The sequence below is a fragment of the Mucilaginibacter dorajii genome, assembly GCF_024808255.1.
GTDB classification, from domain to species: Bacteria; Bacteroidota; Bacteroidia; order Sphingobacteriales; family Sphingobacteriaceae; genus Mucilaginibacter; species Mucilaginibacter dorajii.
The window spans coordinates 265,306-291,169 of record NZ_JANTYS010000008.1; the positions used below are offsets into that span (position 1 = coordinate 265,306).

Genomic DNA, 25,864 nt, shown 5'->3' on the forward strand with positions numbered 1-25,864 from the left:
TTCAGCTTTTAGCTGAACAGCCTGCCAGCAAAAAGTACTTAGGCCAACTATGTCTTTAGCGTTTTTTGCTTGTTTCTCAGCATAATCATCGCCTTATCGGCCCGTACCTTGCGTGTTTCTTCCTGTTTGGCCGATCCTACCCAATCGCAATAACCTTGCTTGTATGATTTTGACAGGCTTTCAAAAAATTCCGTAGCCTCCGGTTCCTGGTCAAGCAGTATCTGCAATTCGGCAGGGGTACCTTCAATGTGTTCGCCTTTTTTTAACATGTTGATTTTGTATGTAGCTATAAATATGGTTTTATTTTCCCTGTCTCACAAATTTGATTCCCAAAAAGCGGCGTTAAAAAAAAGCCATTTGCCACAGTTATGTATAAAGTGTATAAAATACACTATGTTGTTTGGCATGCCTGATTATAAAATTTAAATTTGCAGCATAATTTGATACCCGGATCTATGCAGGCAAAAACAACAACCGCTTTACCCAATGTTAATTTAACCATTATAGGTTTTGTAGCGTTCACATTTGTGGCATATGTAGCCATTGGCCTGTCATTAGCCGTGCTGCCTGTTTTTATTCACCAGCAGTTAGGCTTTAGCACTATTGTAGCCGGCATTGTGATCAGCCTGCAATATATTACCACGTTTTTGTGCCGCATGTTTGCCGGTAATATTGTAGATAAACAAGGGCCAAAACCAGCCGTTACCGTGGGTATGGCCAGTTTTACGATAAGCGGTGTTTTGTTTATTGTTGCCTGCCTGTTTAAAGATACGCCTTTGCTTAGCCTGGGCATTTTAATACTTACCCGCCTGGTAACGGGTGTTGGTGAAGGTTTTGTAGGATCGAGCCCGATTAACTGGGCCCTTTTTGCAACCAGCGATAAACATACCGCCAAAGCCATATCGTTTAATGGTATTGCCAGTTACGGTGGTATCGCGGTTGGCGCTCCGCTTGGGGTTATCATCAGTAACAGTATCGGCATTAGTGCTATTGGTATATTGATTACCGCGCTGGCCCTTTTTGGCTTTATATATGCCCGCAGCAAAGCAGCTTTTAAAGGCACCAGTAAAGATGCCCGGCAAGGTTTTTTGCAGGTATTGAAAAAAGTATCGCCATATGGTATTTGCATGGGTTTGGGCGGCCTTGGTTTTGGTACCATATCTACCTTTATCACCCTGTATTATATTTATTTGAAATGGGATGGTGCTGTACTGTGTCTCTCGGCTTTCAGCATGATGTTTATTTTGGGCCGGGTGGTATTTTCAAAAGCGATAGATAAATATGGCGGGTTAAGGACAAGCATAATATGCCTCTCGGTTGAAACAATTGGGTTGCTGATTCTATGGCATGCACCGGTTCCGCACCTGGCCGTTGTGGGGGCTGGTATTACAGGTTTGGGTTTCTCGCTGGTGTTCCCGGCGCTGGGGGTCGAAGCAGTTAAACTGGTGCCTGTATCAAACAAAGGAACCGCGCTTAGTGGCTACAGCTTGTTTATCGATATGTCGTTGGGTTTAACCGGTCCGCTGGTTGGTGGCGTGGCAAGCCAGTTTGGGCTAAACTATATTTTCCCTTTTGCACTGGCAATGGTTTTGGTGGCCTTAGGAATGGCGGTGGTGTTTTGGAGAAGATCGGTTGCCGAAACGGCTGCAGCTTTGTAGGTCAACGCTCCCCCAAAAGCGCAGTCATTTAAAATGTTTTTGCAAGTTGTTCGTCTGCGATGGTATGATTGCTTTCCTCAATGTTGCCGCGTTATTTCTGTTGATGCTGATTGCCGGGGTTTTCTGGGGCCCGTGGTTTGCACTTACCCGTTCACTGAACTTATTTAGCCCGGCGGAGTTTATCAAAATAACCAAAACGTTATCTCATAATTTAGGCGCACCCATGCGTATCTTGTTACCGGCCTGTATTGTACTGATGTCCGTATCGGTCTATCTTTTCCCGGGTAAAAGTTCGTTAAGGTTTATAGCGGGAATAGTTTCCATCATATCCATTGTTGCCTCGTTAATTATTACTGTAGCCATAGAGGTGCCAATAGTGAAAAAAATAGAACTGTGGACGGCTGATAATTACCCTGCCGATTGGACTGAATTTCGCGACCGCTGGTTAAAGTTTCATATTTACCGGATGCTTGCTGCGTTTATTAGTTTTTGCTGTTTAGCAATGGCAGTTTTGCAGCGGTAACTTTAAATTCCGGTCGCTGAAGGCTTCGGCCGCCGTCGTAGGGGGCTCTCTGTGCAATGTGCGGTAAGTGCCTGCCTGCGTGTGTATTCTTTAGCGTCATTTAATATTCTTATCCATGATGATTGGCCGTAGCCCAATGAACCATACATGCTTTTTTGTAGTTCATTTCGTGCAAAGCCGCTAAGACGCCATGCAATTCGCTTATTTTTCTTTGCTTCTTAGCGCCTTTGCGCGATAAAACACTTGACTTGATATCAAACACCCAATGGTTTAATGCGATATAAACTAACAACGAAATTTTAAGCACGATTACCCGGCAAACAGGGATCGCTGCTATTCGGCCTGATAGAATATATATTAACTTGAAAGTAATTCGCTCCAATAATAAGCTGATTTTAGGTATTTGCGAGGGTGTTTCTGCTGGTATGATGCAGGTAAAAACACCTGTTTTTCACTCAGATATTGGACGGCTATTTTTTAAACTATACATTTATCTGTATATTATATTATACCTGTATTAATATTAAAACCTAACCCTTAATTGTTATCGCATTCCTTGACAGTAAACCGAACTTAATAATACCATTATACCTAAATTTTAAACGCACATGAAAAAAGCATTAACTTTTTTGGCCACCTTAACCTTACTGGTTATAGTAGCTTTTATTGGCTACAGTTGCGCCGGCAACAACAAACCTAAAGACGGCGTGGCAACAGCCGCTTTAACGGATACCACCAAACCAAGCGGCGCGTTCCTTAACCATCGCGACTCGGTACCGTCGCCGCAGCAATACAGCGATTCGCTTTTTGTACTCAGCCATGATTACCCTACAACGTTTAAACCGGTTGTTGATCCTTCCTGGCAAAAAGCATTAAACGGGCAGCCTATATCCGATAAAAATTACATCGCTTATATGGATTCGTTGAAAAGCTATGTGGCCCCCAATGTATTGCCCTTTTTTAAGGATAATAAAAACTGGACATCGGCAAAATACGGCTGGTTTAACGAACCATGGGTTGGCTCACAACGCGAAGCTATTTTGGGTACTTACCTGGGTAACGGAAACCCGGCCAACATGTTTAAAACGCTAAAGGAAGACGAAGCAGGATACGCCCTGGTTTTATATGACTCTGTGGCGGCCTATACCGTTGGACAAATTTGGGGTAAAACCGGCCAAAAGGTTAACCTGGCTAATGATGCTGCCCAGTTTAAAGAAGGTAGCGTGATTGTAAAATTCGCCTTCTCAAACGTTAATTACCCGCAATGGCCGGTAATGAAGGGCGCGCAAACCTTTAGCGTTTATGATACCATACCCACCAAAGAGAATCCTAAAAGAGGATACCAGATGAGAAAGGTTAGCTTTTTTCAGATGGACGTTATTGTAAAGGATAGTAAAACATCGCCTAAAACGGGCTGGGTTTACTCTACCTTTGTGTATGATATGGATGCTCCGGGATCTGGCTGGGATAAAATGGTGCCGCTGGGAGCCATGTGGGGCGATGACCCGGGTGTAAATAGTCCGCTTACGCCACCGTATCCCAAATTAGCTGAAACGTTAATTAATGCTAAGGCACCGGCTTATAGTAAAGAAACATTAGGCTGGGGTGGTCGTTTAAGCGGGCCTAACGATGGCGCTGTTGCACAGGTGGCTTATGATATTAGTACAGGCAAAAAGTATACTAATCTTGCGCTGTCATCGTGCATGAGTTGCCATAGCCCCGCGCAGGATTCTTTTAATTCGTTCCTGTTGCCTGGTCCGTTCCCTACATCTGATAGTTTAAAGGTTTATACCCCGGGTAGCCCCGATTGGAATTTATGGTTCCAGGATAGGGCTGGCACTGTGCCTTTTGATAAAGGACAGGTGGCTATGGATTATGATATGGTGATGGCATTTAAATCGGTGCTGGCTTATCAAAAAGCACATCCATCGGCACAAAACAAACTGCTGCAAACCAAAGCGGCAGCTGTTGACAGGTTTAGAAGACATAATACCAACAGCAGGTTCTGGCATTAATAAATTACCTGGTTACAATAACAACAAGCCGCCCCGATATCAATTGGAGGCGGCTTTTTTGGGGTTTGTTTGTGAGCCTGGCGCTTGTGATAATACCTCATTGGTATGCTTCGCCATATTATTTTTCATATTTCCAAAATCTGCCTTTGCCCTCGGCTATCCATCCAATGGCTTCTTCCATTCTTTTTTGCCGGGTCGCTTCCGTCTTGGCGTCACTTATCCAAATAATATAATCTTTACGGAATGAGTCTGATTTGTTTTCGAAAATTTCTTTCGCTTTTGCATTGCCGGCTAACTTTTCTGAAAAATAACCTGGCATTTCAAGCACTTTGGGTTTGTCAGATTTTTGGACGCTTACTTTTATCCCTTTCTCATTCAAAACCATCGCTTCTTTTAGCAGTCCGATAAACTCCCCATCTGGCGGCAGATCGGCCAAACTGGTAACCTTACCTAAAAACCGTTGTATTGGTTTCAATGCCTTGCTGTCTTTCAGCCTGGGATCATTCATTAACTCGGCCTTTAAAAAGGTTAAAGAGCAGTGGCTCTTATAAGAGGCTATCACACACATAAAATCGCCCTTGTAATCAAAATGCGGGAATCCCCATTTGATGGCTTCTTCCACATCCGGGCAGTTGTTGTGAATAAGCTGTCGCCAGTGGGCTAAAATGGGCTTGGCAAAAGCCTCAGATTTGTCAATATATTCATCAACCTTTGAATTGAGTTTTGTCATCGCTGTAATGATTATCGAATCATGGGTAAATATTTTCGCCTGTTTTCATAGATTACCCAAAGATTAATGGCCAGTAACGCCAATGCGATGGGTAAACCTGAAGGCATTGCGAAGTAATTTGCCAGCAAAACGCCTATCATAACCGGAAAAATCACTACTGCCCCTAATGCCCTTGTTTTTGGGATGATAAAAAGTATGCCACCTATAATTTCAGCTATCCCTGTTAATGGCATAAGCCAACTTATTTCCATAAAAGCGGCTCCCATTTTTTGCATTTTTTCTGGCATATCTTTGGGGGCCGGCATGTAATTCAAAAATTTATTGAGGCCTGCGTTAATAAACATTAAACCAAAAAGAAGGCTTAATACAAATGTGATTTTCTGTTTCATAATGGTCTATTTGTTAAGGGTTAGTAATAAGTCGTCTAATCTTTCTAACGTTGAGGTCATTCCTTCCTGCATGCCCATTTGTATTACCTTTTCCAGGTCACTTAACGATTGGTAGGTAACAATGGTTTCAACCACAGCGTTAGCGCCCAGATCTGTAAAGGTTACATCCCAATTGGCACGTGGCAGGTCGGGATTGATCTCCCCTTCGTTATTGCAAAAGGCATCCAGGGCTGCATAACTGTCTATGGGTTGAATGGCAACGTAATCCAAACGGGCCCAATATTCTGTACCATTTGGTTCTACCATGGCGTAAATCCAGTGCCCTCCTGCACGGAAGTCCATCGACTTGGTTTTGGTGGTTAGTGGTTTTGGTGCAAACCATTGGTCAAGCAGCTCGCTTTTGGTGTGAGCATCCCATACCAGTTGCCTGCCGGCCATAAATTCCCGTTTAATGGTCAGCGTGTTTTTTTCTTTGTCTGTCAGAAATTCGAATTGCAGGTTGTTTTTCATTGCTCTTTTTTATGTTGTATGGTTAATAATAAATCATCGAGTTGGTTATAACGGCTTTCCCATATCTTTCTGAACTGCGCTATCCATTTATCTATTTCTTTTATTTTATCTATCTCCAGTTGGTAATAGATTTCGCGTCCCTGGTATTCCTGTTTCACTAACTGGCATTCCGTTAATACTCTTAAATGCTTGGAAATAGTTTGCCGGGTTGAGTCGAAGTGCTCAGAAAGGGCATTGGGTGTCATAGCCTGCACCGCGATGAGTGCAATAATTGCCCGCCGTGTAGGGTCTGCAATGGCCTGGAAAACGTCTCGTCTCATTTGTTTAATCTAATTATGAAGCTAACTGGTTGCAAATATACGTGCAGCCAATTGACTGCGCAATATTTTTTTAATTTTTTTTCAGTTTTCCTTCCAGTCGCTTCAAATCTTTCAAAGGGGGGCGACTTTAGTCCCGTTGAGGTACCTTTCTGAAAGTCAAAAGCCTCAAGCTGAACTATTAGGAACCCCTGGCTTTTTATTTTCGGTAACCACATCTGAAAGTTTCATTTGTTACACACTATTATTGAAAATAGCTTTATTTTGTGGGCACAATAAACCATATCATTTTTTGCAACATTTTATGACCCGATCTAAATTCTTATCTCTTGCGATCCTTCTTTCATTTTTTATAAGCAGCATGGCACGTGCCGATGAAGGCATGTGGATTCCGATGCTTATTGGTAAAAATTATGACCAAATGAAGAAGCAGGGCTTCAGGTTAACAGCCGAAGACCTGTATAGTATCAACAAAGCCAGTATTAAAGATGCTATTGTTTCCATGGGCGGCGGCTTCTGTACTGCCGAAGTGGTATCTGGCAAAGGTCTGCTGTTTACCAATCACCATTGCGGCTTTGAATCAATCTCTGCTAATTCAACACCTCAAAATAACATCCTTGATAATGGTTTTTACGCAAAGAGCTATGCCGAAGAAAAACCGGTAGCAGGTTTATATGTAGAATTCCTGGTGAGCATTGCTGATGTTACCCCCGAGGTAACGGCCGCCCTCAAAGGGGTAGATGATGCCGACAGGGGCGAAAAGCTGGAAAAGATCAGCAATAAGCTCATTGAAAAGGCCACCAAAGGCACCGGGTATCGTGGGGCGGTAAGTTCGTTTTTTAAAGGCAACCAATACTTCCTTTACCTGTACAATAAATTCAGTGATGTGCGTTTGGTAGGGGCGCCTCCGCAGGCAATAGGTAAATTTGGCGGGGATACCGATAACTGGGAGTGGCCACGCCATACCGGCGATTTTTCCATCTTTAGGATCTATGCCGATAAAAGTGGTAACCCAGCAACCTACTCGGCCGATAACGTACCTTACACACCTAAAAAGTTCCTTCCAATTTCGTTAAAAGGGATCAAAAATGGTGATTTTGCTATGGTATATGGTTATCCCGGCAGTACCGACCGTTACCTGACTTCTAACGGTGTACGTTTGGCCGCCGAACAGACTAACCCCATCATCGTGAAGCTGCGCGATATTCGCCTGAAAGCCTGGAAAGAAGAAATGAACAAAAGTGTAGATACCCGGCTCAAGCTTTCGTCAGAGTACAATAAGGTATCAAACTATTGGAAATATTTCATCGGCCAAACAGAGCAATTGAAAAATTTGAACATATACGGCCAGAAACGGCAGGAAGAGGCCGACTTTACCAAATGGGCGGCAGATAAGCCACAGTACGCAAACCTGATGAGCGATTATCAAAACCTGTATGCCAATTATGAACCATACGCCATTCACAAAACATATATTAACGAAGGACTAACGGCTTCCAGCTTTGTAAACCAGGCACTCAACAACTGCTTTGGGCAGCTGGCGCTTGAGAACTCTAAACGCGATGCTAAAGAAAAAGCTGAAATTAAGGAGGAGCTAAAAAAGATTAATGACGACTATATTAAAACCTATAATCTTGCTGCAAATAAAAAGATCTTTATTCAACTCATGACCTCCTGGTATACCGATATCCCCAAAGATCAGCACCCCGCGTTTATAGAGGATGTGGTTAGCAGGGTTGCGCCGGGTGACCCGGCGCTGGCCTTTTCTAAGTTCGCGGATGTTTTATGGCAAACCAGCGACCTGATAGATACCACAAAACTGAAAGAGTTTTTGCCACGTCGCTCTGTAGATAAACTTCGTGAAGACCCATTAGTGCCCTTTGTGATAAACCTTAATCCCGGTGCTTACAAAAAAAACGTTTTTGGAACCAGGTTAACTGATTTTGATACACGGAAAGAAAAGCTCGACCGCCTTTATCTGCAGGCATTGCTGGAAAAAAACCAGGGAAAATTAATGTCGCCCGATGCCAACTCCACCATGCGCATTACTTATGGCAATGTGCAGGACTATACCTCAAAGGAAGGGAAGCATTTCGACATCCAGACTGATATGGATGGAGCAATGAAAAAATACAAGGCCGGTGATGATGAATTTGACCTGCCTGCATCCTGGTTAGATGCTTATAAGCAAAAAAACTTTGGCCAGTATGCCGATCACGGTACCGTACCAATCGATTTTGTAACCAATAACGATATTACAGGCGGCAACTCCGGCTCCCCGGTAATCAATGGCGACGGCGAACTGATTGGCCTTGCGTTTGACAGTAACTGGGAAGCGATGAGTGGTGAAATTGCCTTTAATAAGGATTATAAACGCACCATTTGCGTAGATGTGCGCTACGTGCTTTGGTGTATGGATATTTTAGGCCACGCCAATAACCTCATCAGCGAGCTGGAAATTCACAAGAACTGATTGTAACAGTCAATGGGGTGTTATGGCACTTAAGAAGCAGTCAAGAGAGCTACCGTGCACCCACATCTTTTTAGAGTGATATCATTAACAAAAACGCTGTCATTTCGAGCGAACCGGTAGGGATTGCGCGCCGGAGGTGAGGAGAAATCTTGTAAAAGCGGCCATTCGGCCATCCAGAACGTACAAGATTTCTCTTTCGCCCCCGCTCATTCCCCTACTTTGCTCTATCGAAATGACATTTTTATTTACAAAAAAGATGTGGGTAAACGGTAGGGGGAGTTCATTATCCCGCAATGATGTTTTTTATAGTCGGTCCTTTTATAGTATATATTTTATATTATTGAATTGTAACCCCAATATTACTCATTTCAACACCATTCTTAAGCTGAATGCTTAAGAATGGTGTTGCTGTTTTTTATGAAAAGTTCATTAAAATATATTTATGGTAATATTAATATTATACCATAAATTAGTACTGGAATTTTTCCATAAACCTAATACTAAAATCACAGCACAATGAGTTCAAGCAACAGTTCTTATGAGGTAATTCAGCAGCTTCAATACCAGATTGAAGTCGACCAGGATTTCGCAAACGCGTTAACCAATTCCTTAGTCTCGGCAAATACGCTGGCAACGGCTAATCTCGATCTTGATTTGTACAACGCCCTTAATGAGTTATATTCCAATGACGGCTGGCCGCTTAATCCGCAGGACTATCTAAGCTACCTCACCATTTTTGCCGAAGTAATCCCCAGCGAAAATAGCGGAGCTTATGATCCCTGGCAAAACACGCCGGGCGTGAACGGCTATAGCAGGGAAATTTATGATCGCCTGTGCCAGTTTTACTGGCTGATAGACCAGGGTGCCGCCGGTTTTACACTGCAGGATTATGTAAGCACGGTAAATGGTTTCGTTTTTGCCGACTGGCTTGTAGCCTATGCTATTGCCTGGGGCAGTTTTTTAGATACGCCGGCTTCCCTAACGCCAGCGGCACTTCTATCTTACCAAAACGACCCCGAATATAACCTGCAGGATTACTCGGATGATTCACCTAACTGGGTTTCGTTCAATACTTTCTTTTATCGCCAGCTCAATTCAATCAAGCCCGATGGTACACCCATGCGCCCGATTGCAAACCCCGGCGACAATACAGTCATCTGCTCGCCAGCTGATTGTACTTTTAAAGCCAGTTACCAGATTGATGGCAATGGGAATGTGTTAGATACCGACGGCAACCCTACCATGGTCACCCTAAAAGAAACCCATACCATCGGCAATATCAACGATTTACTGGCCGAAGGAGGTAATGAGTATGCGCTCAATTTTTATAACGGAACTTTTGTTCATTATTTTTTAAGCCCATTTGATTACCACCGGTTTCACACCCCGGTAAGCGGAACCGTTTTGGACCTGGCTGCTGTGCAGGGGAAGGTGTATCTTGCTGTAGATATAGCAGATAATCAGTTTGATGCCCCAGATTCGTCAGAAGATGGATATGAATTTTCGCAGGCCAGGGGAGTGCTTGTAATTGACACCAGTACCAGCGGCTCCAACATTGGGTTGGTGGCTACCGTGCCTATCGGGATGTGCCAGGTATCATCGGTTACCATGTACACTGCCGAACTTCAGGGTGCTGAAGTGGTTAAAGGGCAGGAATTTGGGCATTTTGCATTTGGTGGTTCTGATATTATTATGCTTTTTGAACAACCTCTTAACGAGTTGAAGTTGATCACGAACGTAGCAAACGCGCAGCCGCCTGCAAGTTACCAGCCAACCAACCCATATCACTTTAAATACGGTGAGGTATCTGTTATTATTACAGCGTAAGTTACGGGAAATACAGCATGTTTGGTAAACATGGGAAAAGTAAAGGCGTAGTTTTTGCTTACTAATTCAGCAGAACTGTTTTTTATAATAAGAAAGAGGGGCTTGGTGCTGCTCTTTCTTATTATAAAAATGCTCGTGGTAACGGCTTTTGAGTAGAATTTAGCCGGTAAAAGAATCACAGGGCCACCAGGTAATCTTACATTGCGCAATACTTGCGCCAAAATCATTATTTTTTCAGCCACACCACTCCTTTAAATGGCGTAAAAGCCTGGTGCCACCCAGGTAGCTTTGTTGCCAAACCGGATCGGGATTTAAATGGCTCCAAACATTCTGATGCGCTTTCAATTTGGCATCCAAATACCCACGCCAGCGATAATGATCATAGGTTGCCATGCAGGCAACGGCGTAATGCTGTGCAAGCTTTTTATTCCCTTTTATAACTACAAAGTTCTCATCGTTATCCTGGCTTGCACTTGTTGAAAAATTATGCGAACCAGTAACAACGATTGGATTGTCGCTAAAGGCGTCTATAACAATCATTTTAGCGTGGGTAATAGCAAACCCTATTGAACCAAGGAATACATTGCGTGTTACTTCACCAACCCACCAGGCAAAATCTGTGGTAACGCCATCCGGCTGTATAAGGTCGGTTTTATAATTTTGCCCGCTTTGTTCATCTAACAGCTCGAATTTCTCCTGATTGCTGGCTATCACGGTACTTACAACACCCCTGATGTACATATTGGGGTCAGTTCTCTTTTGAAGTATACTGGCAAGTGGCTCACTGCCGGGTTGAAACATCACATACAGTATGGATTCTTTTGCGCTGTTTACAAGGTCTTGTAAATATTTTATATCAACTGGTGTGGTATGCGCGGGTGCTTTTGCGGTTCGGGTAAACCAGGCCTTTAATATTCCCGCATCTTTTGGGGCATTACCGTTAAAAGCCACCAATTCAGGAGATATACCGCTTCCGGCGCCTTTTAATACTTTCCAATAATCATAGTAGGTTTTGGCGGCTGTTTTATTAGTTATAATGATGCCGTTATTAAGTTGGGTACATAACCCGGTTGGGGTCCAGTTGGTACTGCCGGTTAAAACAGAGATTGCGGTATCTGTACGGTTATCAACCGTGATTAGGATCTTGTTGTGACCTAATCCCAGGTTGCCTAAAATACGGTCGTAAATATTAAGGCCTTCATGTTTGAGTATGCCCCTGATGTCTTTATTTTCGTCGCCGTGTGTATTTGCACCATCCGATAGTATGATATGGGCACGGCCGCCAATCTGTTTTAATTTGCCAATTAGTTCATCATCGGCAAGCTCAAATAGCGCGGCATGAATTTCTAAAAACGGATTCGCTATAACATCATCCAATAATTTAAGTATAGCAAGCCTTAACTCGCCCGAGAGGAATATCCTCAGTGGTTCCTGCAATAGTTTAACATGATTTGAAATATCTGTTGCTGTCCAGTTTTTTTCACGGGCAATCCTGGCAACATATTGAGACATTACTGTACCACGGTTAAAATAAACCGCGAAATCCTGATCGACAATACCGCTTACAGCGATCTCATCAGTCCAATCAGATTTGGCTATTACATCGAGTTCCGTTTTACCGATAACCGTATCTGCCTTTTTGCCCATGCACGATATCCTGTATTTAACAAAATCGTTATTGTTTGCGCCATGTTCCGTCCAATCGTAGCGCTGAAATGGCCATATTGATGAGGGTTGGGCAATATCCTTTGGGTCATTAGGATCAACAGCCGAATTGGTAAACCCCACACGGTTTAACAATATCTCTGGTGTAGATGGCCATCCGGCAGATGTCTTTCGTAGTCTTTCGATCATAAATCCGATGCTCCCCTCAACAGGCGAATCAATGCCATTGGCATCAAGTGTTCGCCAGGTGAGTTGAACATCATCACAATTGCTGTAAAAGCTGACTTTGATTTTAACGTCGGTAGGTTTGATGAAAGCGGGCGCTGCCATAATGATAAAATTTAAGGTTTTGGTTTGGTAACTATTTGATTATAAATCTACTGAATTTATTATTTAGTAATTGTCAAATATTTATTAAAATATTGACATATGCCCATGGCCGGTTATTCACTGTATCTGCTGCCTACCGGAGATTTTACTTCATTATTCGATATTGGGCGTTCAGTGTTCGATATTAAAATCAACCTTAAATCCTGGTTACCCCAAACTCAACGCAACTATCCCCCCAAGTATCAATACACTTGCAATAAGCCTTCTTTTACCGTCATTTTCATTAAACACCCGTGAGCCCATAAATACCCCCAGTAAAATGCTTGTTTCCCGTGCCGGTGCAACAACCGATAATGGCGCGTATTTCAGTGCCTCCAATACCAATATATAAGCCGCCGGACTTAATAAAGCAATGGCAACCATAATCCATTTATGCTCCCCGAGCTCGCGTTTTAATTCATCCTTTTGCCTTATCACGAATGGGAAAAGGAAAACGGTGCTAAAAAGGTTGGCCTTAAGGGTAAGCGTTAATGGCGATACAGCATATGTTTTTACCGCGATAGCATCGTTAAAAGTGTATAAGGCTATGAACAAACCGGTAAGCAGGCCGTAAGTAATGCCCGTCATGATCTTGCTGTTATTTTCCTTTTTGAAGCTTAACCCGGTAATAATTAAAACACCTGCAACAATCAGCAGCAAGCCGGCTACCGAACTGAGCTTCAGTTTCTCATGCAGGAACAAAATGGCGGCTACAAACGATACCAGCGGTGCTGAGCCACGGGCAAGCGGGTACACTACCGAAAGATCGGCGTTTCTGTAGCCCTTTTGCAATACGATAAAGTAGGTTAGGTGCAGCACCGAACTGCTTAATGAAAACCACAACAGTGGCTGCGAATAAATAGTATGCCCCTGCTTTATCTGATAGATTAAAACAGGCAGGTACAAAATATTACTGGCTATGTACTGAAGCCATATAAAAGGGATTTTACCCTTTGTTTTCTTAGCAAGCAGGTTCCATGAAGCATGAAGAATGGCCGCTGTAAGTACCAGCCCCAAAACGTATAAACTCATGTTAGTTTAAAATGTAAAATGCCCGCGTATGTAGTTGCAAATAGTTGTATTTTTTTGTGGAGTCTGAATTGTAAACAAGGTCGGCACCCAATAATGATTTCAAATAAATAATGGTGTTACCTGCGGCCCGGGCTTTACGCTCATACTACACAAGCCTTAGCCACATTGGCCGGTATCCGCTGCAATCCCTAACACAAAAAATTGTCCGAACCACGATTCATCAGATTAATGGATCTTTATTAGGCACACAAAATTGCTATTTATCCTTATTCCATCAAAGCTGTCTTAATTCTTGACTCTAATCTCTTGACTCTTCTTACTTTAATCTCACCACCAACCCATCCATTTCCTCGGTAACCCGCATCTGGCAGGCCAGGCGACTGTGCTCGTCGGCGTTGGGTAAAGTATCCAGCATGTCAAGCTCGTTATCGCTGGCGTGAAAATATTGTTCGGGACCTTCTAATACTTCTACGTGGCAGGTGGCGCACAGAGCCATGCCGCCGCAGGTGGCCAGCACATCATATTCTGATGCTTTTAAAACCTCCATCAGGCTCAGGTTTATTCCTTCGGGGATTTCAACCGGTTGGCGGATGCCCTCGCGGTCTTCAATAATTAAGTTGATCATGGTTAAAAAGCGGTTACGCCATAAACGGTGGTGTATTTAAAACTCAGTTTTTGCTCGGGGTAAACATATTTGAAGGCGCTTTGAGCCATCAGCGCCGCCTCGTGGAAACCGCAAAGGATCAGCTTTAATTTACCCGGGTAGGTATTGATATCGCCAATGGCGTAAATGCGCTCTACGTTGGTGCTGTAATCCCTGGTATTCACCTCAATGGCCGAGAAGCTGATGTTTAGACCCCAATTGGCAATCGGCCCCAGTTTTGGGCTAAGGCCGAATAGGGGTATAAAATGATCGGCAGCGATATGGCTGGCCTCGTTGTTCCTGTCAAGTAGAGTGATCTCCTGCAAGTGGCCTTCGCCGGTCAAAGCAACCACGTTTGATTTCAGGATCAGGTCTATCTTCCCTTCTTTGGCCAGTTCAAAAACTTTTTCGGCAGAATCCGGCACACCCCTGAAGGTGTCTCCACGGTGGATGAGGGTAACACGTTCGGCAATGTTGGCCAGGAAAATGGCCCAGTCTAAGGCAGAGTCGCCACCACCGGCCAGCACCACTTTACGGTTGCGGAACAGTTCGGGGTTTTTAACCATATAGGCTACGCCCTTGCCTTCAAAATCCAGCAGGCGGTCAATCTCGGGTTTGCGGGGTTCAAAGCAACCGAGGCCGCCGGCTATCACTACCACCTGGCAGTGCACGGTGGTATCGTCGTTGGTTTGTATGGTGTATGATCCGTCGTCGTTCCGGTTAAGGGTTTCCACCCGTTCGCCCAGGCTAAAAGTAGGGTGGAAGGGGGCCGCCTGCTCCATCAACCTGTCCACTAATTGTTGAGCGGTAACTTCGGGGTAACCGGGGATATCGTAAATGGGTTTGTGCGGATAAATTTCAGACAGCTGACCACCCACCTGGGGCAGTACATCAATAAGGTGGCAGCGCATTTTTAACAACCCGGCCTCAAAAATGGCAAACAATCCAACCGGCCCTGCGCCAATAATGCAAATATCAGTATCAATATGTTCCATAACCTGCTCTTTTAATTCAGCACTCAAATGTGAGTTTAAAGGCGGCAGCAAACAAATGATATAAAGTAATATACGATTACTTTAAGTTATAATTGGCCAGGCAAAAACGTTTAAAAAGCTCAATCAGTTTGCTGTTTTTGCCATGCAGCTGAATAAACTGAAAAGTGCGGAAAATTTCCAATCCTTTTACATCAATAATGCTGAGTTCATTATATTTTAACTCGCTCACTACCGATTGTATGGATAGGAAAGTAGCTGTTTCTGAGTATAAAAGGTATTGTTTGATGGCGATGCTGCTCTCCAGCTGAATTTCGATATTCAAATCCTTCGGACTAACCTGGATGCCGGCCAAAGCATCGTAAATAACATCTAAGGTGCCCGAACCAGCCTCACGTAAAACCAGGGGAATGTCTAATAATTGTTTCGGACTGATCTCGGCCTTTTTGGATAACTTATTGTTTGCCCTGGTCACCAGCACAATTTCGTCCTTGGCAAATGGCGAATAAGCCAGTTGCGGCGAGTGGGACGAACCCTCGATGATGGCGATATCCAGCTTTTCGTCCAGGATCATTTGCGAAACCTGGTCGGTATTGGCCTGTATAAAATTGAAGGTGATCTCGGGGTATGTTTTTTTGAACATAGCCAATATCTTGGGCAAAATGGTTTGCGCTACCGTGGTACTGGCACCAATATGTAAGGTGCCGGCTTCCAGGTTGTTAAGCTGGGCAAGTTCGGTTTCAAGCGCGCCATACGTCTGGAAGATCTTATCAGCATACTGCACCAGTATTTTACCGGCAGTAGTAAGGCTAATGTTATTGCCGTTGCGCTTAAAAAGCTGTACACTAAGCTGTTGTTCCAACTCCTTAATATGCTTGGTTACGGCGGGCTGGGTAATAAACAGCTCATTAGCCGCCTTGGTAAAGCTAAGCCGCTGCGCAACCGTATAAAAAACCTTAAGGCGAAAATCGAAGATCATCGGGTTAAATGTAGGAGTTTTTTTAATAAAAGAGCCTCATCCTGCCCTCTCCTTTGGACTACTGTGTGTACACATCTTTCAAAAAAAAGAAAATGTCATTTCGAGGGAGCGAAGCAGGGGCATGAGTGGGGTGCGAGAGAGAAATCTTAGTCGCCTTGAAGGGCCGAATGTCCACTTTTATAAGATTTCTCCTCACCGCCGGCGCACAATTCCCCTCCGGTTCGTTCGAAATGACAACGTTGTTGTTTGGTGATAAGATTTCAAAAGATGTGTACGCACAGTAGCTCCTTTGGAGAGGATTTAGGTGAGGCGGTCTTGCCTCTTGATTCTTAACTCTTGACTCTTCTCACTATATTTGTATCATGACAGGAAAATCGCCCAAAGAATCATATACCATCATGAATGAACTGGTATTACCCAATGATACCAATACATTAAACAACCTGATGGGCGGGCGGTTGCTGCATTGGATGGATATCGCGGCTGCTATCTCGGCACAAAAGCATTGCAACCGCATTGTAGTAACGGCTTCTGTTGATAACGTATCCTTCCAGTCGCCTATAAAACTGGGCGATGTAATCAGCATTGAAGCTAAAGTTACCCGTGCATTCACCACCTCGGTTGAGGTGAGGATGGATGTGTGGGCGCAAAATATTCCATCGGGCACCAAGGTAAAAAGCAATGAGGCTTATTATACTTTTGTAGCCTTGGATAACGACGGCAAAAAAACACAGGTACCGGTATCACTTCCCGAAACAGAGGAAGAAATAGCGTTATATGAAGGCGCGTTACGCCGCAGGCAGCTGCGGTTGATCCTGGGCGGTAAAATGGCTGCAAACGATGCTACCGAACTGAAAGCCCTTTTCTTTGGTGAGCAACTGCCCCTTAATTTGAAAGCTTAAGGCGTAACAATTGCCGGGCGGTGTGGTCTAAACTGTAATAGCTTTAAAACCAGCAACCATGAGATACTTTTTATGCTTCCTGATGCCGCCCCTTGCCATTTTAACAACCGGCAGGATAGGTGCATTTATCCTCAATATATTTTTGACCTTATTTTTCTGGATCCCCGGCGTTATCCATTCCATACTGGTAACCAGCGATTATTACGATGCTAAAAGGCACAGGCAATTGATGAGGGCGACGAGGCGGGCGAGGTGGTAGTTAGGTGAGTGGTTGATTAGGTGAGTGGTTGATTGGGTTTTAGTGGTATAATCATTGGTAAGTTGCTTAATCAACTCAATCCAACCACTCACCTAATCAACTTAATCAACCACTCACAAAAAAAAATCCCATATTTGCCTCGATGCAAAAAGGTAAGCTTTTAATTATCGACGACGAGGAACGCCTGCGTAACCTGATGGCCCGCATCCTTCAGTTAGAAGGGCATGAGGTAATTACTGCCGGCACGGCTAAGGAAGGTCTTCGTAAACTACAGCAGGACTACATTCACGTGGTACTAAGCGATGTAAAACTGCCCGATACTGATGGCATTACCCTTACCGAAACCATCAAAAAAAATTACCCCGCTACAGAGATTATTGTACTTACAGCCTACGGCACCATCAATGATGGCGTAAGGGCTATAAAAGCGGGTGCTTTTGATTACATTACCAAGGGCGATGATAACGAAAAGATCATCCCGCTGGTAAGCAAGGCCATGGATAAAGCACTGTTGCAGCAAACCGTAATGGAGCTGCAAAGCAAGCTGAACGACAAGTTTGGTTTCGAGAGGCTGATTGGCCGGTCGACAGCTATAGGCGATGTGATTAAGCTGGCCCAAAAGGTGGCGCTTACCGATACCACTGTTTTACTATTAGGCGAAACCGGTACGGGTAAAGAGATTTTTGCCGAAGCTATTCACCAGGCCAGTAACCGTAACACCAAATCATTTGTGGCGGTAAACTGTAGCGCCTTTACCAAAGAGTTGTTGGAGAGCGAACTGTTTGGTCATAAAGCAGGCTCATTTACCGGTGCTGTTAAAGATAAAAAAGGACTTTTTGAGGAGGCCAACGGCGGCACCATCTTTTTAGATGAAATTGGCGAACTTGACCAGGACCTGCAAGCCAAACTGCTGCGTGTACTGGAATCACAGCAATTTTTAAAAATAGGGGATACCAAACCCACCCAGGTTAATGTGCGCATACTGGCGGCCACCAACCGCAACCTGCAAACCGAGATCAGTGATGGCCATTTCCGGTCGGATTTGTTTTACAGGCTTTCTGTTTTCCAGATTACGCTGCCCGCCTTGCGCGAACGTAAAAAAGATATCAAACTACTTGGCGAATACTTTATGCAGTATTTTGCCCAGAAAGTTAAAAAGCAGATTAACGTACTAAGCGAAGAGTTTGTAAACAAACTGGAAGCCTACCCATGGCCCGGCAATATCCGCGAACTCAAAAACGTAATTGAACGCGCCGTAATCCTCACCGATAACAACATTCTTGATGATAGCCTGCTCCCTTACGAAATCCAACAACAACAGGTAAAATCGGGTGCGCCAATCTCCGCCTTTGATCTTTCGTCTGTAGAGAAACTGCATATTCAACGGGTGCTTAACCACACCCACGGTAACCGTGCCGAAGCAGCAAATCTATTGAATATAGGGGTGGCTACGCTGTATAGGAAGTTGAAGGAATATGGGTTGGAGTGATTGGGGATAAGAATATCCATATAAAACTATGTCATTGCGAGCGCAGCGCGGCAATCTCGTACCTCTACAGAGCGAACTTACAGAGCAACTATACCGGTTTTAACCCGCTAAAAAATCATGTCATTGTGAGCGCAGCGCGGCAATCTCGTACCTCTACAGAGCGACTATACAGAGCAACTATACAGGTTCTAACTCGCTAAAAATCATGTCATTATAAGGAACGAAGCAATCGCGAACGATGCTTTACGTTTGTTTGGGTAACGAAATTACTTTGTTTTAACCGACAACATCGGCCCGCTCAATCGCCGCGGGAAGGGCTTGTTCTTTTTCTTGAAAAAAAGAACCAAAATTCAAGTCAGCAGAAATGCTTCTTTGCGCTCTGGGCCTCTGCGCTGCAAAACGGGCAAAACCTGGGCTGGGATTATTTTGCCCTCACCCGCTTTGTCCCTGCCGCAAAAACTCCCTATGCCCTGCCACCGCACAGCCCCACATTGTTTTGCCCGTTTTCGCCCGAAGCTGTTCTGCTGACGGGAGGGGAATGGGATTCGTAAAGCGAGTGGATCGCAGGCCATTTTGGCGTTACCTTCTACACATGATTTGTAAAAAAAACATGTCATTGCGAGCGTAGCGCGGCAATCTCGTAACTCCACAGAGCGACCGCACAGAGCAACTATAACGGTTTTAACCCACTAAAAAAACATGTCATTGCGAGCGCAGCGCGGCAATCTCGTACCTCTACAGAGCGACTGTACAGAGCAACTATCCAGGTTCTAACTCGCTAAAAAATCATGTCATTGCGAGGCACGAAGCAATCGCGAACGATGCTTTACGTTTGTTTGGGTAACGGAATTACTTTGTTTTAACCGACAACATCGGCCCGCTCAATCGCCGCGGGAAGGGCTTGTTCTTTTTCTTGAAAAAAAGAACCAAAATTCAAGTCAGCAGAAATGCTTCTTTGCGCTCAAGGCCTCTGCCCTGCAAAACGGGCAAAACCTGGGCTGGGATTATTTTGCCCTCACCCGCTTTGTCCCTGCCGCAAAAACTCCCTATGCCCTGCCTCCGCACAGCCCCGCATTGTTTTGCCCGTTTTCGCCCGAAGCTGTTCTGCTGACGGGGAAGGGCATTCGTAAAGCGAGTGGATCGCAGGCCATTTTGGCGTTACCTTCTACACATGATTTGTAAAAAAACTATGTCATTGCGAGCGCAGCGCGGTAATCTCGTAACTCCACAGAGCGACCGTACAGAGCAACTATAACGGTTTTAACCCACTAAAAACCATGTCATTGCGAGCGCAGCGCGGCAATCTCGTACCTCTACAGAGCGACTATACAGGTTCTAACTCGCTAAAAAATCATGTCATTGCGAGGAACGAAGCAATCGCGAACGATGCCTTACGTTTGTTTGGGTAACGAAATCACTTAATTGTAACCGAGAACATCGGCCCGCTCAATCGCCGCGGGAAGGGCTTGTTCTTTTTCTTGAAAAAGAACCAAAATTCAAGTCAGCAGAAATGCTTCTGTGCGCTCAGGGCCTTTGCGCTGCAAAACGGGCAAAACCTGGGCTGGGATTATTTTGCCCTCACCCTCATTTCCCCTGCCGCAAAAACTCCCTATGCCCTGCCACCGCACAGCCCCGCATTGTTTTGCCCGTTTTCGCCCGAAGCTGTTCTGCTGACGGGAAGGGAATGGCTTTAGCGAAGAAAAATAATCACAAGTCGTTATTACGTCATCCTCTATACGCTGTGAAAAACTTTTAATGGTTTAGAAATAAACAAGTGTGAAAAATGTAAATCAGATTTAGTAAGTTTATAATTCACTTAAACCAATTTAATTTATGCAAAGGGTAATAACAGTATCAGATACAGGTCATACAAATACGGGACAAAAACCATTTAATGAAGAGGAGCATATGGAATTAAATAAGTTGATCGAAAGCGGTTTTAGTATTGATACAGTGATCGTTCGAGAAAGATCAGTGACTTATATCTTATCAGATAGTCGTAACGACCGCCAACCTGCTGTTTTTATTTAGCCTATGGTTATGATCTTTGCTTTTTTGATCTAAAAAGTAAAGATCATTTTTGAATACTCACGAAAAGTCAAGCGCGATAATTCTCATCCGACTTTCTAATAACAGTGAACCAAATTTTTAATTGTTTGAATGTAAAGAAAGATATCTTGCTTGTTGTAGTGTGCGTTTTGAGAGATTTTTTAATATATTATACTATATAATGGCTGGCACTATTGACTGGAAACCAAACTTTGATAAATGGTATAAAGTAAAAAAAGAAAGCTATCAGTTGGTTTATGAACTCGCAAAAGAAAGATTTGCGGAAGTAAGCAGCGAATCGGAATCGATTACAGATAAGTCAATCAAGATGTTGACGGCTTTGGTAAGTCTGTTTGGTTTTTTTATTGGATTTATTTTTAAGCAACACGCCAACAATTGGTTTATATGCGTATTAATTCCGATAGTTTCTTGGGATATTTACTGTTTATATAAATTGCTAACACCAAAAGAAAGTAGATTGAGAGGATTACCTCCATCGGAATCAATACCAATGAACCTTGATAGTGAAGAAGATCAAGACTATCAATTAGAATTGGTATACTATCAAGTCATAGTTCATTATCAAAACAATATTTCCATAATGAAAGCTAAAAATGAGGCTAGAATAGTTAATTACAAGTTGGCAATAAAACTATTTCTCTTAATATTAGCTCTAATTTCAATTTTTGTCGCTGTCTTACTTTGAGTCGCCCTTAGTCGAGGTATCACCCGCTCCATCGTCGACAATTATTATTTCTCTTGGCATGAGGATTTTTTTAATAAATATAACAAGTTTATTGTTTAAAATCAAAAGGACTGCTTATTTTTTATAAAAATGAGCTGATTTCAGCTCATTGCTAATTCAAAATCTTGGTTTCCCCTATTATTTTTTTTAATTCCTCTATTTTATAAGCGGGGCTTCTTTTATGCAACATAGCATGGCAATTGGGACAAACAGGGCATAGATCAGCAATAGGATTTGTTTTGTGCTCTCCGCGAATTTCCGATAATTGATTTAAATGGTGTACATGAATAAACTCTCGCCCTATAGACCCGTAAGTTTGTTCAAAATTAAAACCTCAAACAAAGCACGTGTACCCATGGTGCTGCAAGCACAGAGCCCTTGCATAGTTGTTTCTTTCATATACTGTTTGAATAACTTGATAAGGAGAACCCTCAATTATTAACTGCTCAGCCTTCGGGGGCTTTATAAAAAGGCCATTATTATTTAAAAAATTAAACCATCTTTTTTCAAGTTCAACTGTAACCTCATTTTTTATTTGAATACCGGATGATTGAGGCGTCCAATGTTGATTTTCTAAAATGCTACCCTCAAAATCTGCTATATCAAGAATATTGTTAATTTGGGGATTTATTAAGATATCCAATTCTATTCTTACTCTATTAACTAAAGTACCATCTTCACGCCAATGGGGTAATAAGGCAGGTTCAGATACTACAAATCCAGATGCAAAAATGCCTTTGACTTTCGTCCCTATTTGGACAATAAACGCTCTATCACCGACTTTTACTTTCTTAAAGCCTTGTACACTCCAAAGGACGGTTGATTTTCCGGTTGCTTTAAGCTCATTAACCTTTTCATCTAATTCATCAAAACTCCAATTGTTTGGATTCCAAGCAAAGAGATAGCAATTATCCCCTTTAAATTTTAATTCAAACTTACCAGTTGTGTTTTTATAGAGTTGCCAAACACCATGCTCAGTTGGGTTATATTTAATGACTCTACCTCGACCTAATTGAAATAGCAAATCGAAGTGAGATCCCGAATCCGTAAATCTTTCAATTTTATTTTCGTTGAAATGGGTCCTTGATTTATGATTTACTGTAGCAACAGTTATTTGTGCCGTAATAGTTTTTTGATTTACATTTTCCCATTTATCGTTTATATATTGCTTAATGTCATTATACGACAATTCACCGTCTAAATTTTCAACAGCGTCTTTGACCATCGACCATACTTGTGGGTTTTCTTTCATTAATTTCACTAAGTTGAAAGTAAAGATAACTTTATTCTAATCGACTTCACTCGCAAGTCTAAAGCATATCAATTTGTTAAATTTTATAATGAATTCAATTCCGTACTTGCTTAAAAATTTCCGGTGTGATTCAGATAATTTTTCGCGTTAACGATTGCAGCGGATACCGGCCAAGCGCCTAATGCCTGTGCAGTATGAGCGGAAAGCGTGGGCCGCAGGCAACGCCCCTTTTAGTAGCAAGTAGGTAGTATCAAGTAGCAAGACAGCTTCGGTGGGGTAGGGATGGAAGAAGCAAAGCCCCGGAAATCCGGGCTATCCTTTAATCCAGAAAATCAAGGTTCAGACAAAAATTGAACAACATAACAACGGCCCGTTCCCGACCACAAAAGTCAAAAACGGGCCGTTTAAAATAACGCACTTGAAAGGTTCAACTTAATCAACCCAATCAACCCAATCAACCCAATCAACTCAACCCACCACATATTTATTCATCACTTTCCCGTTGGTGTAAGCGATTGATTCTTCCAGTTTCAGCACTTTGCGATCTTTGAAAATGGATTTTCCGCTGCCGAGGACTACGGGGTTAACGATGAAATAATATTCGTCGACAAGGTTAAGATCGACAAGTGATTGTGCAAATTCTACGCCGCCGTAAGCGATGATGTCTTTGCCGGGTTGGCTTTTAAGTGCTTGTATAGCGGTGGCCAGGTCGCCGGTTTCCAGTTCCAGGTTGGGGCCAGCAATTTCAGCACCGGTACGGCTGAAAGCTATTTTTCGGTGGCTCACCATTAATTTGGCAAAGGGATTCCAGGGACTATCTGGTTGGTTATCTGCCACGTTTTGCCAATGAGCGAAAAATCCCCCGGCTGTTTTGCGACCGGTTAAAATGGTATCGCCGCTGGCGGCCAGGTCTATAGTGAACTGCAACGCGGCCGGGTCCTGTGTGCCCGGCACAAACACCCAGTCGTTCTCGCCATTGGGGCCGGCTACAAAACCGTCGACAGTCATTTGCATCTGTAATTTTAGCTTTCTCATATCAAATGTTTTTTAAAATTGGTCGTTTTTGTAAGGTATTAAAAGAGTGCACTGCAAGGGCGACTTAACGGCCCTGCGGTGCACTTGCCGTATACTCACATCTTGTTAAACCCGCTCTCCAAATAAAAGCGGTTGTCATTTCCAACGAACCAGGGACAGGATTGCGCGTCGGAGGTGAGGAGAAACCCTCTCTTGAGCGGAGCGAAAAATCTTGTAAAAGCGGACATTCGGCTATACAGGGTGTATAAGATTTCTCCTCGCACCCCTCACTTTTCCCCGCGCTTGCTCGTTCGAAATGACATTTTTTCTTTAATAAAAAAGATGTGGGTACACGTAACCAGTGTACGGAATAATTATCCCAGCAATTCTTCCAGTTGGTTAAGGCCAATAGTAAAGCCACCTTGAAAGCCCATTGCTACCAGTTTTTCCAAATCTGCTTCGGATTCGAAGGTGAGGGTTACATTAACTATTGTTTTATCTACCTCTTGTTTCATAGCCACACTCCATTTTGATGGCGAGAAACCCGGAGCCGGCACACCATTTTCATCGCTGAAAGTGGAGGTAGTTTCAAAAGTATTTGTGCCCACAGCAGTGAACCTAACATGGCTCCAATGGACTTCGCCGGCGGGGCCAACCATTGAATATAGCCATTGGCCACCGGGTTTAAAATCCATGATTTTGGTTACGGCGTTCCAGGGCTTTGGTCCCCACCATTTGTCTAACAGTTCGGCCTCGGTCCAGGCGCGCCATACTTTGTCAATTGGTGCTTTAAATTCACGCACCACATGCAATTGTTTTTTTGCTAAATCCTTTTCAAAAGAGATCATAATGTTTGTTTTTAAAGCGTATCTAATAAATTGTCTAATTGGTCAAACCGGTCTATCCACATCTGGCGGAAGGCTGCTATCCATTGGTCCACTTCTTTCATTTTATTTACTTCTAAATGGTAATAAATTTCGCGGCCTTGTTGTTCTTGTTTTAGCGCGCCGCACTCGGCTAATATTTGTATATGTTTTGATACCGCCTGCCTGCTGCTGTCAAAGTGCTCGGCAATGGCATTGGGAGTCATGGCCCCTGTTACCAGGAGGGTTAAAATGGCCCGGCGGGTAGGGTCGGCAATGGCTTGATAAATATCGCGTCTCATATAATGTGCAACTGATTGATTGCAAATGTATATGCAATTAATCAGTTGCACAAATTTTTTTGAAAATATTTTTTTGGAGAGGGAATAATGCGGTTTAAATAAAGATTCCGGCCATTCCTTAATCCTAAAAATCAAGGTTCAGACAGCGGATTACTGTTCCAAAAGTGTTCCATGCTTTTTGGCGTTTTTTCAGGACAATAATGGATTTTTGGCTTAAGTTGTTGATAGTGAGGTAGTAAAGTGTTCGGCTCTTTTTGATTTTTGAAAAGCGTAACTTGCTGATTACTAACAGAAATGTGTTCCAAAGCGTTCCATGTCTTCCACATCGTTCGGGTGGAACACCATCAACCTAATATGTCATTGCGGGTTATAAAAACTACGGACTGTGAAGGAGAAATGACATAGTGGACTTGTAATGGGTAGGAACGAAGCACTCTCGTCGCTATGCATATCCGCCCTGTATAGCTACGGGATTGCCACGCTACGCTCGCAATGACATAGCTTGATAATGTCATTTTCCTCCTTGCTCCCACATTGATAATCACCTATCAAAATGATAGCCATTTTTTACCCCATTTGTATGTTATAACAATAGCAATGTATGTTAAATTACTGTAATTCAGAATATTATCTGTTTCTATCATTTATTGGCATCCGCTTGGTAAACCCTCCTGCAAAAACATAAGAAAATGGATATTTTACAGATTGCAATTTACATAGTGACCTTCGCGGTCATCTTCTGGATCTTCTTCAAATCAGTTAATTACTTCGAAAAAATTTAATCACCATGATCGCATTATTCATTGTGGCCATAGCCGTGTTTGTATACATGGTGTACGTGCTGCTTAAACCCGAAAAATTTTAATT

27 protein-coding genes are annotated in these 25,864 nt (G+C 43.3%); 12 read left to right on the forward strand and 15 right to left on the reverse strand.

The window, feature by feature from the left end; genetic code table 11:
- Window positions 1-47: 47 nt before the first annotated feature.
- Window positions 48-269 carry a YdeI/OmpD-associated family protein gene (locus FHS10_RS13400; RefSeq protein ID WP_259091431.1) on the reverse strand — a complete coding sequence of 74 codons (222 nt, stop codon included), beginning with the start codon at window positions 267-269 and terminating at the stop codon, window positions 48-50.
- A gap of 186 nt (window positions 270-455) precedes the next feature.
- Here FHS10_RS13400 and FHS10_RS13405 point away from each other — a divergent pair, with 186 nt between their 5' ends.
- The 3 genes from FHS10_RS13405 to FHS10_RS13415 all read left to right on the forward strand — a co-directional run bounded on the left by FHS10_RS13405 (window position 456) and on the right by FHS10_RS13415 (window position 4,196).
- Window positions 456-1,658 carry an MFS transporter gene (locus FHS10_RS13405; RefSeq protein WP_259091433.1) on the forward strand — a complete coding sequence of 401 codons (1,203 nt, stop codon included), beginning with the start codon at window positions 456-458 and terminating at the stop codon, window positions 1,656-1,658.
- Between the two features lie 64 nt (window positions 1,659-1,722).
- The gene (locus FHS10_RS13410; protein ID WP_259091435.1) at window positions 1,723-2,181 is read left to right on the forward strand and encodes an anthrone oxygenase family protein; all 459 of its coding nucleotides are present in this window, start codon (window positions 1,723-1,725) and stop codon (window positions 2,179-2,181) included.
- A 608-nt stretch (window positions 2,182-2,789) separates the two neighbouring features.
- A complete protein-coding gene (locus tag FHS10_RS13415) occupies window positions 2,790-4,196 on the forward strand; it encodes a hypothetical protein (protein ID WP_259091437.1) in 1,407 nt (468 codons plus the stop codon).
- Between the two features lie 118 nt (window positions 4,197-4,314).
- Here the strand turns inward: FHS10_RS13415 and FHS10_RS13420 are convergent, their stop codons facing one another.
- Genes FHS10_RS13420 through FHS10_RS13435 form a run of 4 tightly spaced genes read right to left on the reverse strand, consistent with a single transcriptional unit; the run spans window position 4,315 to window position 6,145 of the window.
- A complete protein-coding gene (locus FHS10_RS13420; protein WP_259091438.1) occupies window positions 4,315-4,926 on the reverse strand; it encodes a YdeI/OmpD-associated family protein in 612 nt (203 codons plus the stop codon).
- Window positions 4,927-4,937: 11 nt separating this feature from the next.
- Window positions 4,938-5,315 carry a DoxX family protein gene (locus tag FHS10_RS13425; RefSeq protein ID WP_259091440.1) on the reverse strand — a complete coding sequence of 126 codons (378 nt, stop codon included), beginning with the start codon at window positions 5,313-5,315 and terminating at the stop codon, window positions 4,938-4,940.
- A gap of 6 nt (window positions 5,316-5,321) precedes the next feature.
- Window positions 5,322-5,825, reverse strand: a complete 504-nt coding sequence (locus FHS10_RS13430) for an SRPBCC family protein (RefSeq protein ID WP_259091441.1) — start codon at window positions 5,823-5,825, stop codon at window positions 5,322-5,324.
- Window positions 5,822-6,145: an ArsR/SmtB family transcription factor gene (locus tag FHS10_RS13435; protein WP_259091443.1), complete on the reverse strand. Its 324-nt coding sequence runs from the start codon at window positions 6,143-6,145 to the stop codon at window positions 5,822-5,824. Before FHS10_RS13435 ends, FHS10_RS13430 begins: the two co-directional genes overlap by 4 nt.
- A 358-nt stretch (window positions 6,146-6,503) precedes the next feature.
- Here FHS10_RS13435 and FHS10_RS13440 point away from each other — a divergent pair, with 358 nt between their 5' ends.
- Both FHS10_RS13440 and FHS10_RS13445 read left to right on the forward strand, forming a co-directional pair.
- Window positions 6,504-8,615 (forward strand): S46 family peptidase, encoded by a 2,112-nt coding sequence (locus tag FHS10_RS13440; protein WP_259091445.1) that lies wholly within the window; start codon window positions 6,504-6,506, stop codon window positions 8,613-8,615.
- A 516-nt stretch (window positions 8,616-9,131) separates the two neighbouring features.
- A complete protein-coding gene (locus tag FHS10_RS13445) occupies window positions 9,132-10,442 on the forward strand; it encodes a phosphatidylserine decarboxylase (protein ID WP_259091446.1) in 1,311 nt (436 codons plus the stop codon).
- A gap of 234 nt (window positions 10,443-10,676) precedes the next feature.
- Here the strand turns inward: FHS10_RS13445 and FHS10_RS13450 are convergent, their stop codons facing one another.
- The 5 genes from FHS10_RS13450 to FHS10_RS13470 all read right to left on the reverse strand — a co-directional run bounded on the left by FHS10_RS13450 (window position 10,677) and on the right by FHS10_RS13470 (window position 16,122).
- Window positions 10,677-12,437 (reverse strand): phospholipase D-like domain-containing protein, encoded by a 1,761-nt coding sequence (locus tag FHS10_RS13450; RefSeq protein WP_259091447.1) that lies wholly within the window; start codon window positions 12,435-12,437, stop codon window positions 10,677-10,679.
- A 207-nt stretch (window positions 12,438-12,644) separates the two neighbouring features.
- The gene (locus tag FHS10_RS13455; RefSeq protein WP_259091448.1) at window positions 12,645-13,508 is read right to left on the reverse strand and encodes a DMT family transporter; all 864 of its coding nucleotides are present in this window, start codon (window positions 13,506-13,508) and stop codon (window positions 12,645-12,647) included.
- A gap of 316 nt (window positions 13,509-13,824) precedes the next feature.
- On the reverse strand, window positions 13,825-14,133 hold the full coding sequence (locus FHS10_RS13460) for a 2Fe-2S iron-sulfur cluster-binding protein (protein ID WP_259091450.1): 309 nt from the start codon (window positions 14,131-14,133) through the stop codon (window positions 13,825-13,827).
- 2 nt (window positions 14,134-14,135) lie between these two features.
- Window positions 14,136-15,146, reverse strand: coding sequence for an NAD(P)/FAD-dependent oxidoreductase (locus tag FHS10_RS13465; protein ID WP_259091451.1), 1,011 nt, complete (start codon window positions 15,144-15,146; stop codon window positions 14,136-14,138).
- Window positions 15,147-15,222: 76 nt separating this feature from the next.
- Window positions 15,223-16,122, reverse strand: coding sequence for a LysR substrate-binding domain-containing protein (locus FHS10_RS13470; protein WP_259091453.1), 900 nt, complete (start codon window positions 16,120-16,122; stop codon window positions 15,223-15,225).
- 362 nt (window positions 16,123-16,484) lie between these two features.
- Here FHS10_RS13470 and FHS10_RS13475 point away from each other — a divergent pair, with 362 nt between their 5' ends.
- The 6 genes from FHS10_RS13475 to FHS10_RS13500 all read left to right on the forward strand — a co-directional run bounded on the left by FHS10_RS13475 (window position 16,485) and on the right by FHS10_RS13500 (window position 21,527).
- A complete protein-coding gene (locus FHS10_RS13475) occupies window positions 16,485-17,024 on the forward strand; it encodes an acyl-CoA thioesterase (protein ID WP_259091454.1) in 540 nt (179 codons plus the stop codon).
- Window positions 17,025-17,082: 58 nt separating this feature from the next.
- Window positions 17,083-17,283, forward strand: coding sequence for a YqaE/Pmp3 family membrane protein (locus tag FHS10_RS13480; RefSeq protein WP_259091456.1), 201 nt, complete (start codon window positions 17,083-17,085; stop codon window positions 17,281-17,283).
- A 142-nt stretch (window positions 17,284-17,425) separates the two neighbouring features.
- Window positions 17,426-18,772, forward strand: coding sequence for a sigma-54-dependent transcriptional regulator (locus FHS10_RS13485; RefSeq protein ID WP_259091458.1), 1,347 nt, complete (start codon window positions 17,426-17,428; stop codon window positions 18,770-18,772).
- A 1,478-nt stretch (window positions 18,773-20,250) separates the two neighbouring features.
- Window positions 20,251-20,466, forward strand: coding sequence for a hypothetical protein (locus tag FHS10_RS13490; protein WP_259091459.1), 216 nt, complete (start codon window positions 20,251-20,253; stop codon window positions 20,464-20,466).
- A gap of 139 nt (window positions 20,467-20,605) precedes the next feature.
- On the forward strand, window positions 20,606-20,803 hold the full coding sequence (locus FHS10_RS13495) for a hypothetical protein (RefSeq protein WP_259091461.1): 198 nt from the start codon (window positions 20,606-20,608) through the stop codon (window positions 20,801-20,803).
- A 199-nt stretch (window positions 20,804-21,002) separates the two neighbouring features.
- Window positions 21,003-21,527 carry a hypothetical protein gene (locus FHS10_RS13500; RefSeq protein ID WP_259091462.1) on the forward strand — a complete coding sequence of 175 codons (525 nt, stop codon included), beginning with the start codon at window positions 21,003-21,005 and terminating at the stop codon, window positions 21,525-21,527.
- 151 nt (window positions 21,528-21,678) lie between these two features.
- On the opposite strand, the gene FHS10_RS29225 is transcribed toward FHS10_RS13500, so the two are convergent.
- The 5 genes from FHS10_RS29225 to FHS10_RS13520 all read right to left on the reverse strand — a co-directional run bounded on the left by FHS10_RS29225 (window position 21,679) and on the right by FHS10_RS13520 (window position 24,997).
- The gene (locus FHS10_RS29225; protein ID WP_310504185.1) at window positions 21,679-21,870 is read right to left on the reverse strand and encodes an HNH endonuclease; all 192 of its coding nucleotides are present in this window, start codon (window positions 21,868-21,870) and stop codon (window positions 21,679-21,681) included.
- 30 nt (window positions 21,871-21,900) lie between these two features.
- Window positions 21,901-22,818 (reverse strand): DUF7669 domain-containing protein, encoded by a 918-nt coding sequence (locus FHS10_RS13505; protein WP_259091464.1) that lies wholly within the window; start codon window positions 22,816-22,818, stop codon window positions 21,901-21,903.
- Between the two features lie 468 nt (window positions 22,819-23,286).
- Window positions 23,287-23,853, reverse strand: coding sequence for a dihydrofolate reductase family protein (locus FHS10_RS13510; RefSeq protein WP_259091465.1), 567 nt, complete (start codon window positions 23,851-23,853; stop codon window positions 23,287-23,289).
- A 353-nt stretch (window positions 23,854-24,206) separates the two neighbouring features.
- A complete protein-coding gene (locus FHS10_RS13515) occupies window positions 24,207-24,680 on the reverse strand; it encodes an SRPBCC family protein (protein ID WP_259091467.1) in 474 nt (157 codons plus the stop codon).
- 11 nt (window positions 24,681-24,691) lie between these two features.
- Window positions 24,692-24,997: an ArsR/SmtB family transcription factor gene (locus tag FHS10_RS13520; RefSeq protein WP_259091469.1), complete on the reverse strand. Its 306-nt coding sequence runs from the start codon at window positions 24,995-24,997 to the stop codon at window positions 24,692-24,694.
- Window positions 24,998-25,784: 787 nt separating this feature from the next.
- On the opposite strand from FHS10_RS13520, the gene kdpF reads away from it, so the two are divergent.
- On the forward strand, window positions 25,785-25,862 hold the full coding sequence (kdpF, locus tag FHS10_RS29295; RefSeq protein WP_076377293.1) for a K(+)-transporting ATPase subunit F: 78 nt from the start codon (window positions 25,785-25,787) through the stop codon (window positions 25,860-25,862).
- Window positions 25,863-25,864: the final 2 nt, after the last annotated feature.

What these genes read in the sequence shown, in the direction of transcription:
- FHS10_RS13400 (WP_259091431.1), bottom strand. Translation starts at nt 269, where the DNA reads ATGTTAAAAAAAGGCGAACACATTGAAGGTACCCCTGCCGAATTGCAG.
- FHS10_RS13405 (WP_259091433.1), top strand. Translation starts at nt 456, where the DNA reads ATGCAGGCAAAAACAACAACCGCTTTACCCAATGTTAATTTAACCATT.
- FHS10_RS13410 (WP_259091435.1), top strand. Translation starts at nt 1,723, where the DNA reads ATGATTGCTTTCCTCAATGTTGCCGCGTTATTTCTGTTGATGCTGATT.
- FHS10_RS13415 (WP_259091437.1), top strand. Translation starts at nt 2,790, where the DNA reads ATGAAAAAAGCATTAACTTTTTTGGCCACCTTAACCTTACTGGTTATA.
- FHS10_RS13420 (WP_259091438.1), bottom strand. Translation starts at nt 4,926, where the DNA reads ATGACAAAACTCAATTCAAAGGTTGATGAATATATTGACAAATCTGAG.
- FHS10_RS13425 (WP_259091440.1), bottom strand. Translation starts at nt 5,315, where the DNA reads ATGAAACAGAAAATCACATTTGTATTAAGCCTTCTTTTTGGTTTAATG.
- FHS10_RS13430 (WP_259091441.1), bottom strand. Translation starts at nt 5,825, where the DNA reads ATGAAAAACAACCTGCAATTCGAATTTCTGACAGACAAAGAAAAAAAC.
- FHS10_RS13435 (WP_259091443.1), bottom strand. Translation starts at nt 6,145, where the DNA reads ATGAGACGAGACGTTTTCCAGGCCATTGCAGACCCTACACGGCGGGCA.
- FHS10_RS13440 (WP_259091445.1), top strand. Translation starts at nt 6,504, where the DNA reads ATGGCACGTGCCGATGAAGGCATGTGGATTCCGATGCTTATTGGTAAA.
- FHS10_RS13445 (WP_259091446.1), top strand. Translation starts at nt 9,132, where the DNA reads ATGAGTTCAAGCAACAGTTCTTATGAGGTAATTCAGCAGCTTCAATAC.
- FHS10_RS13450 (WP_259091447.1), bottom strand. Translation starts at nt 12,437, where the DNA reads ATGGCAGCGCCCGCTTTCATCAAACCTACCGACGTTAAAATCAAAGTC.
- FHS10_RS13455 (WP_259091448.1), bottom strand. Translation starts at nt 13,508, where the DNA reads ATGAGTTTATACGTTTTGGGGCTGGTACTTACAGCGGCCATTCTTCAT.
- FHS10_RS13460 (WP_259091450.1), bottom strand. Translation starts at nt 14,133, where the DNA reads ATGATCAACTTAATTATTGAAGACCGCGAGGGCATCCGCCAACCGGTT.
- FHS10_RS13465 (WP_259091451.1), bottom strand. Translation starts at nt 15,146, where the DNA reads ATGGAACATATTGATACTGATATTTGCATTATTGGCGCAGGGCCGGTT.
- FHS10_RS13470 (WP_259091453.1), bottom strand. Translation starts at nt 16,122, where the DNA reads ATGATCTTCGATTTTCGCCTTAAGGTTTTTTATACGGTTGCGCAGCGG.
- FHS10_RS13475 (WP_259091454.1), top strand. Translation starts at nt 16,485, where the DNA reads ATGACAGGAAAATCGCCCAAAGAATCATATACCATCATGAATGAACTG.
- FHS10_RS13480 (WP_259091456.1), top strand. Translation starts at nt 17,083, where the DNA reads ATGAGATACTTTTTATGCTTCCTGATGCCGCCCCTTGCCATTTTAACA.
- FHS10_RS13485 (WP_259091458.1), top strand. Translation starts at nt 17,426, where the DNA reads ATGCAAAAAGGTAAGCTTTTAATTATCGACGACGAGGAACGCCTGCGT.
- FHS10_RS13495 (WP_259091461.1), top strand. Translation starts at nt 20,606, where the DNA reads ATGCAAAGGGTAATAACAGTATCAGATACAGGTCATACAAATACGGGA.
- FHS10_RS13500 (WP_259091462.1), top strand. Translation starts at nt 21,003, where the DNA reads ATGGCTGGCACTATTGACTGGAAACCAAACTTTGATAAATGGTATAAA.
- FHS10_RS13505 (WP_259091464.1), bottom strand. Translation starts at nt 22,818, where the DNA reads ATGAAAGAAAACCCACAAGTATGGTCGATGGTCAAAGACGCTGTTGAA.
- FHS10_RS13510 (WP_259091465.1), bottom strand. Translation starts at nt 23,853, where the DNA reads ATGAGAAAGCTAAAATTACAGATGCAAATGACTGTCGACGGTTTTGTA.
- FHS10_RS13515 (WP_259091467.1), bottom strand. Translation starts at nt 24,680, where the DNA reads ATGATCTCTTTTGAAAAGGATTTAGCAAAAAAACAATTGCATGTGGTG.
- FHS10_RS13520 (WP_259091469.1), bottom strand. Translation starts at nt 24,997, where the DNA reads ATGAGACGCGATATTTATCAAGCCATTGCCGACCCTACCCGCCGGGCC.
- kdpF (WP_076377293.1), top strand. Translation starts at nt 25,785, where the DNA reads ATGATCGCATTATTCATTGTGGCCATAGCCGTGTTTGTATACATGGTG.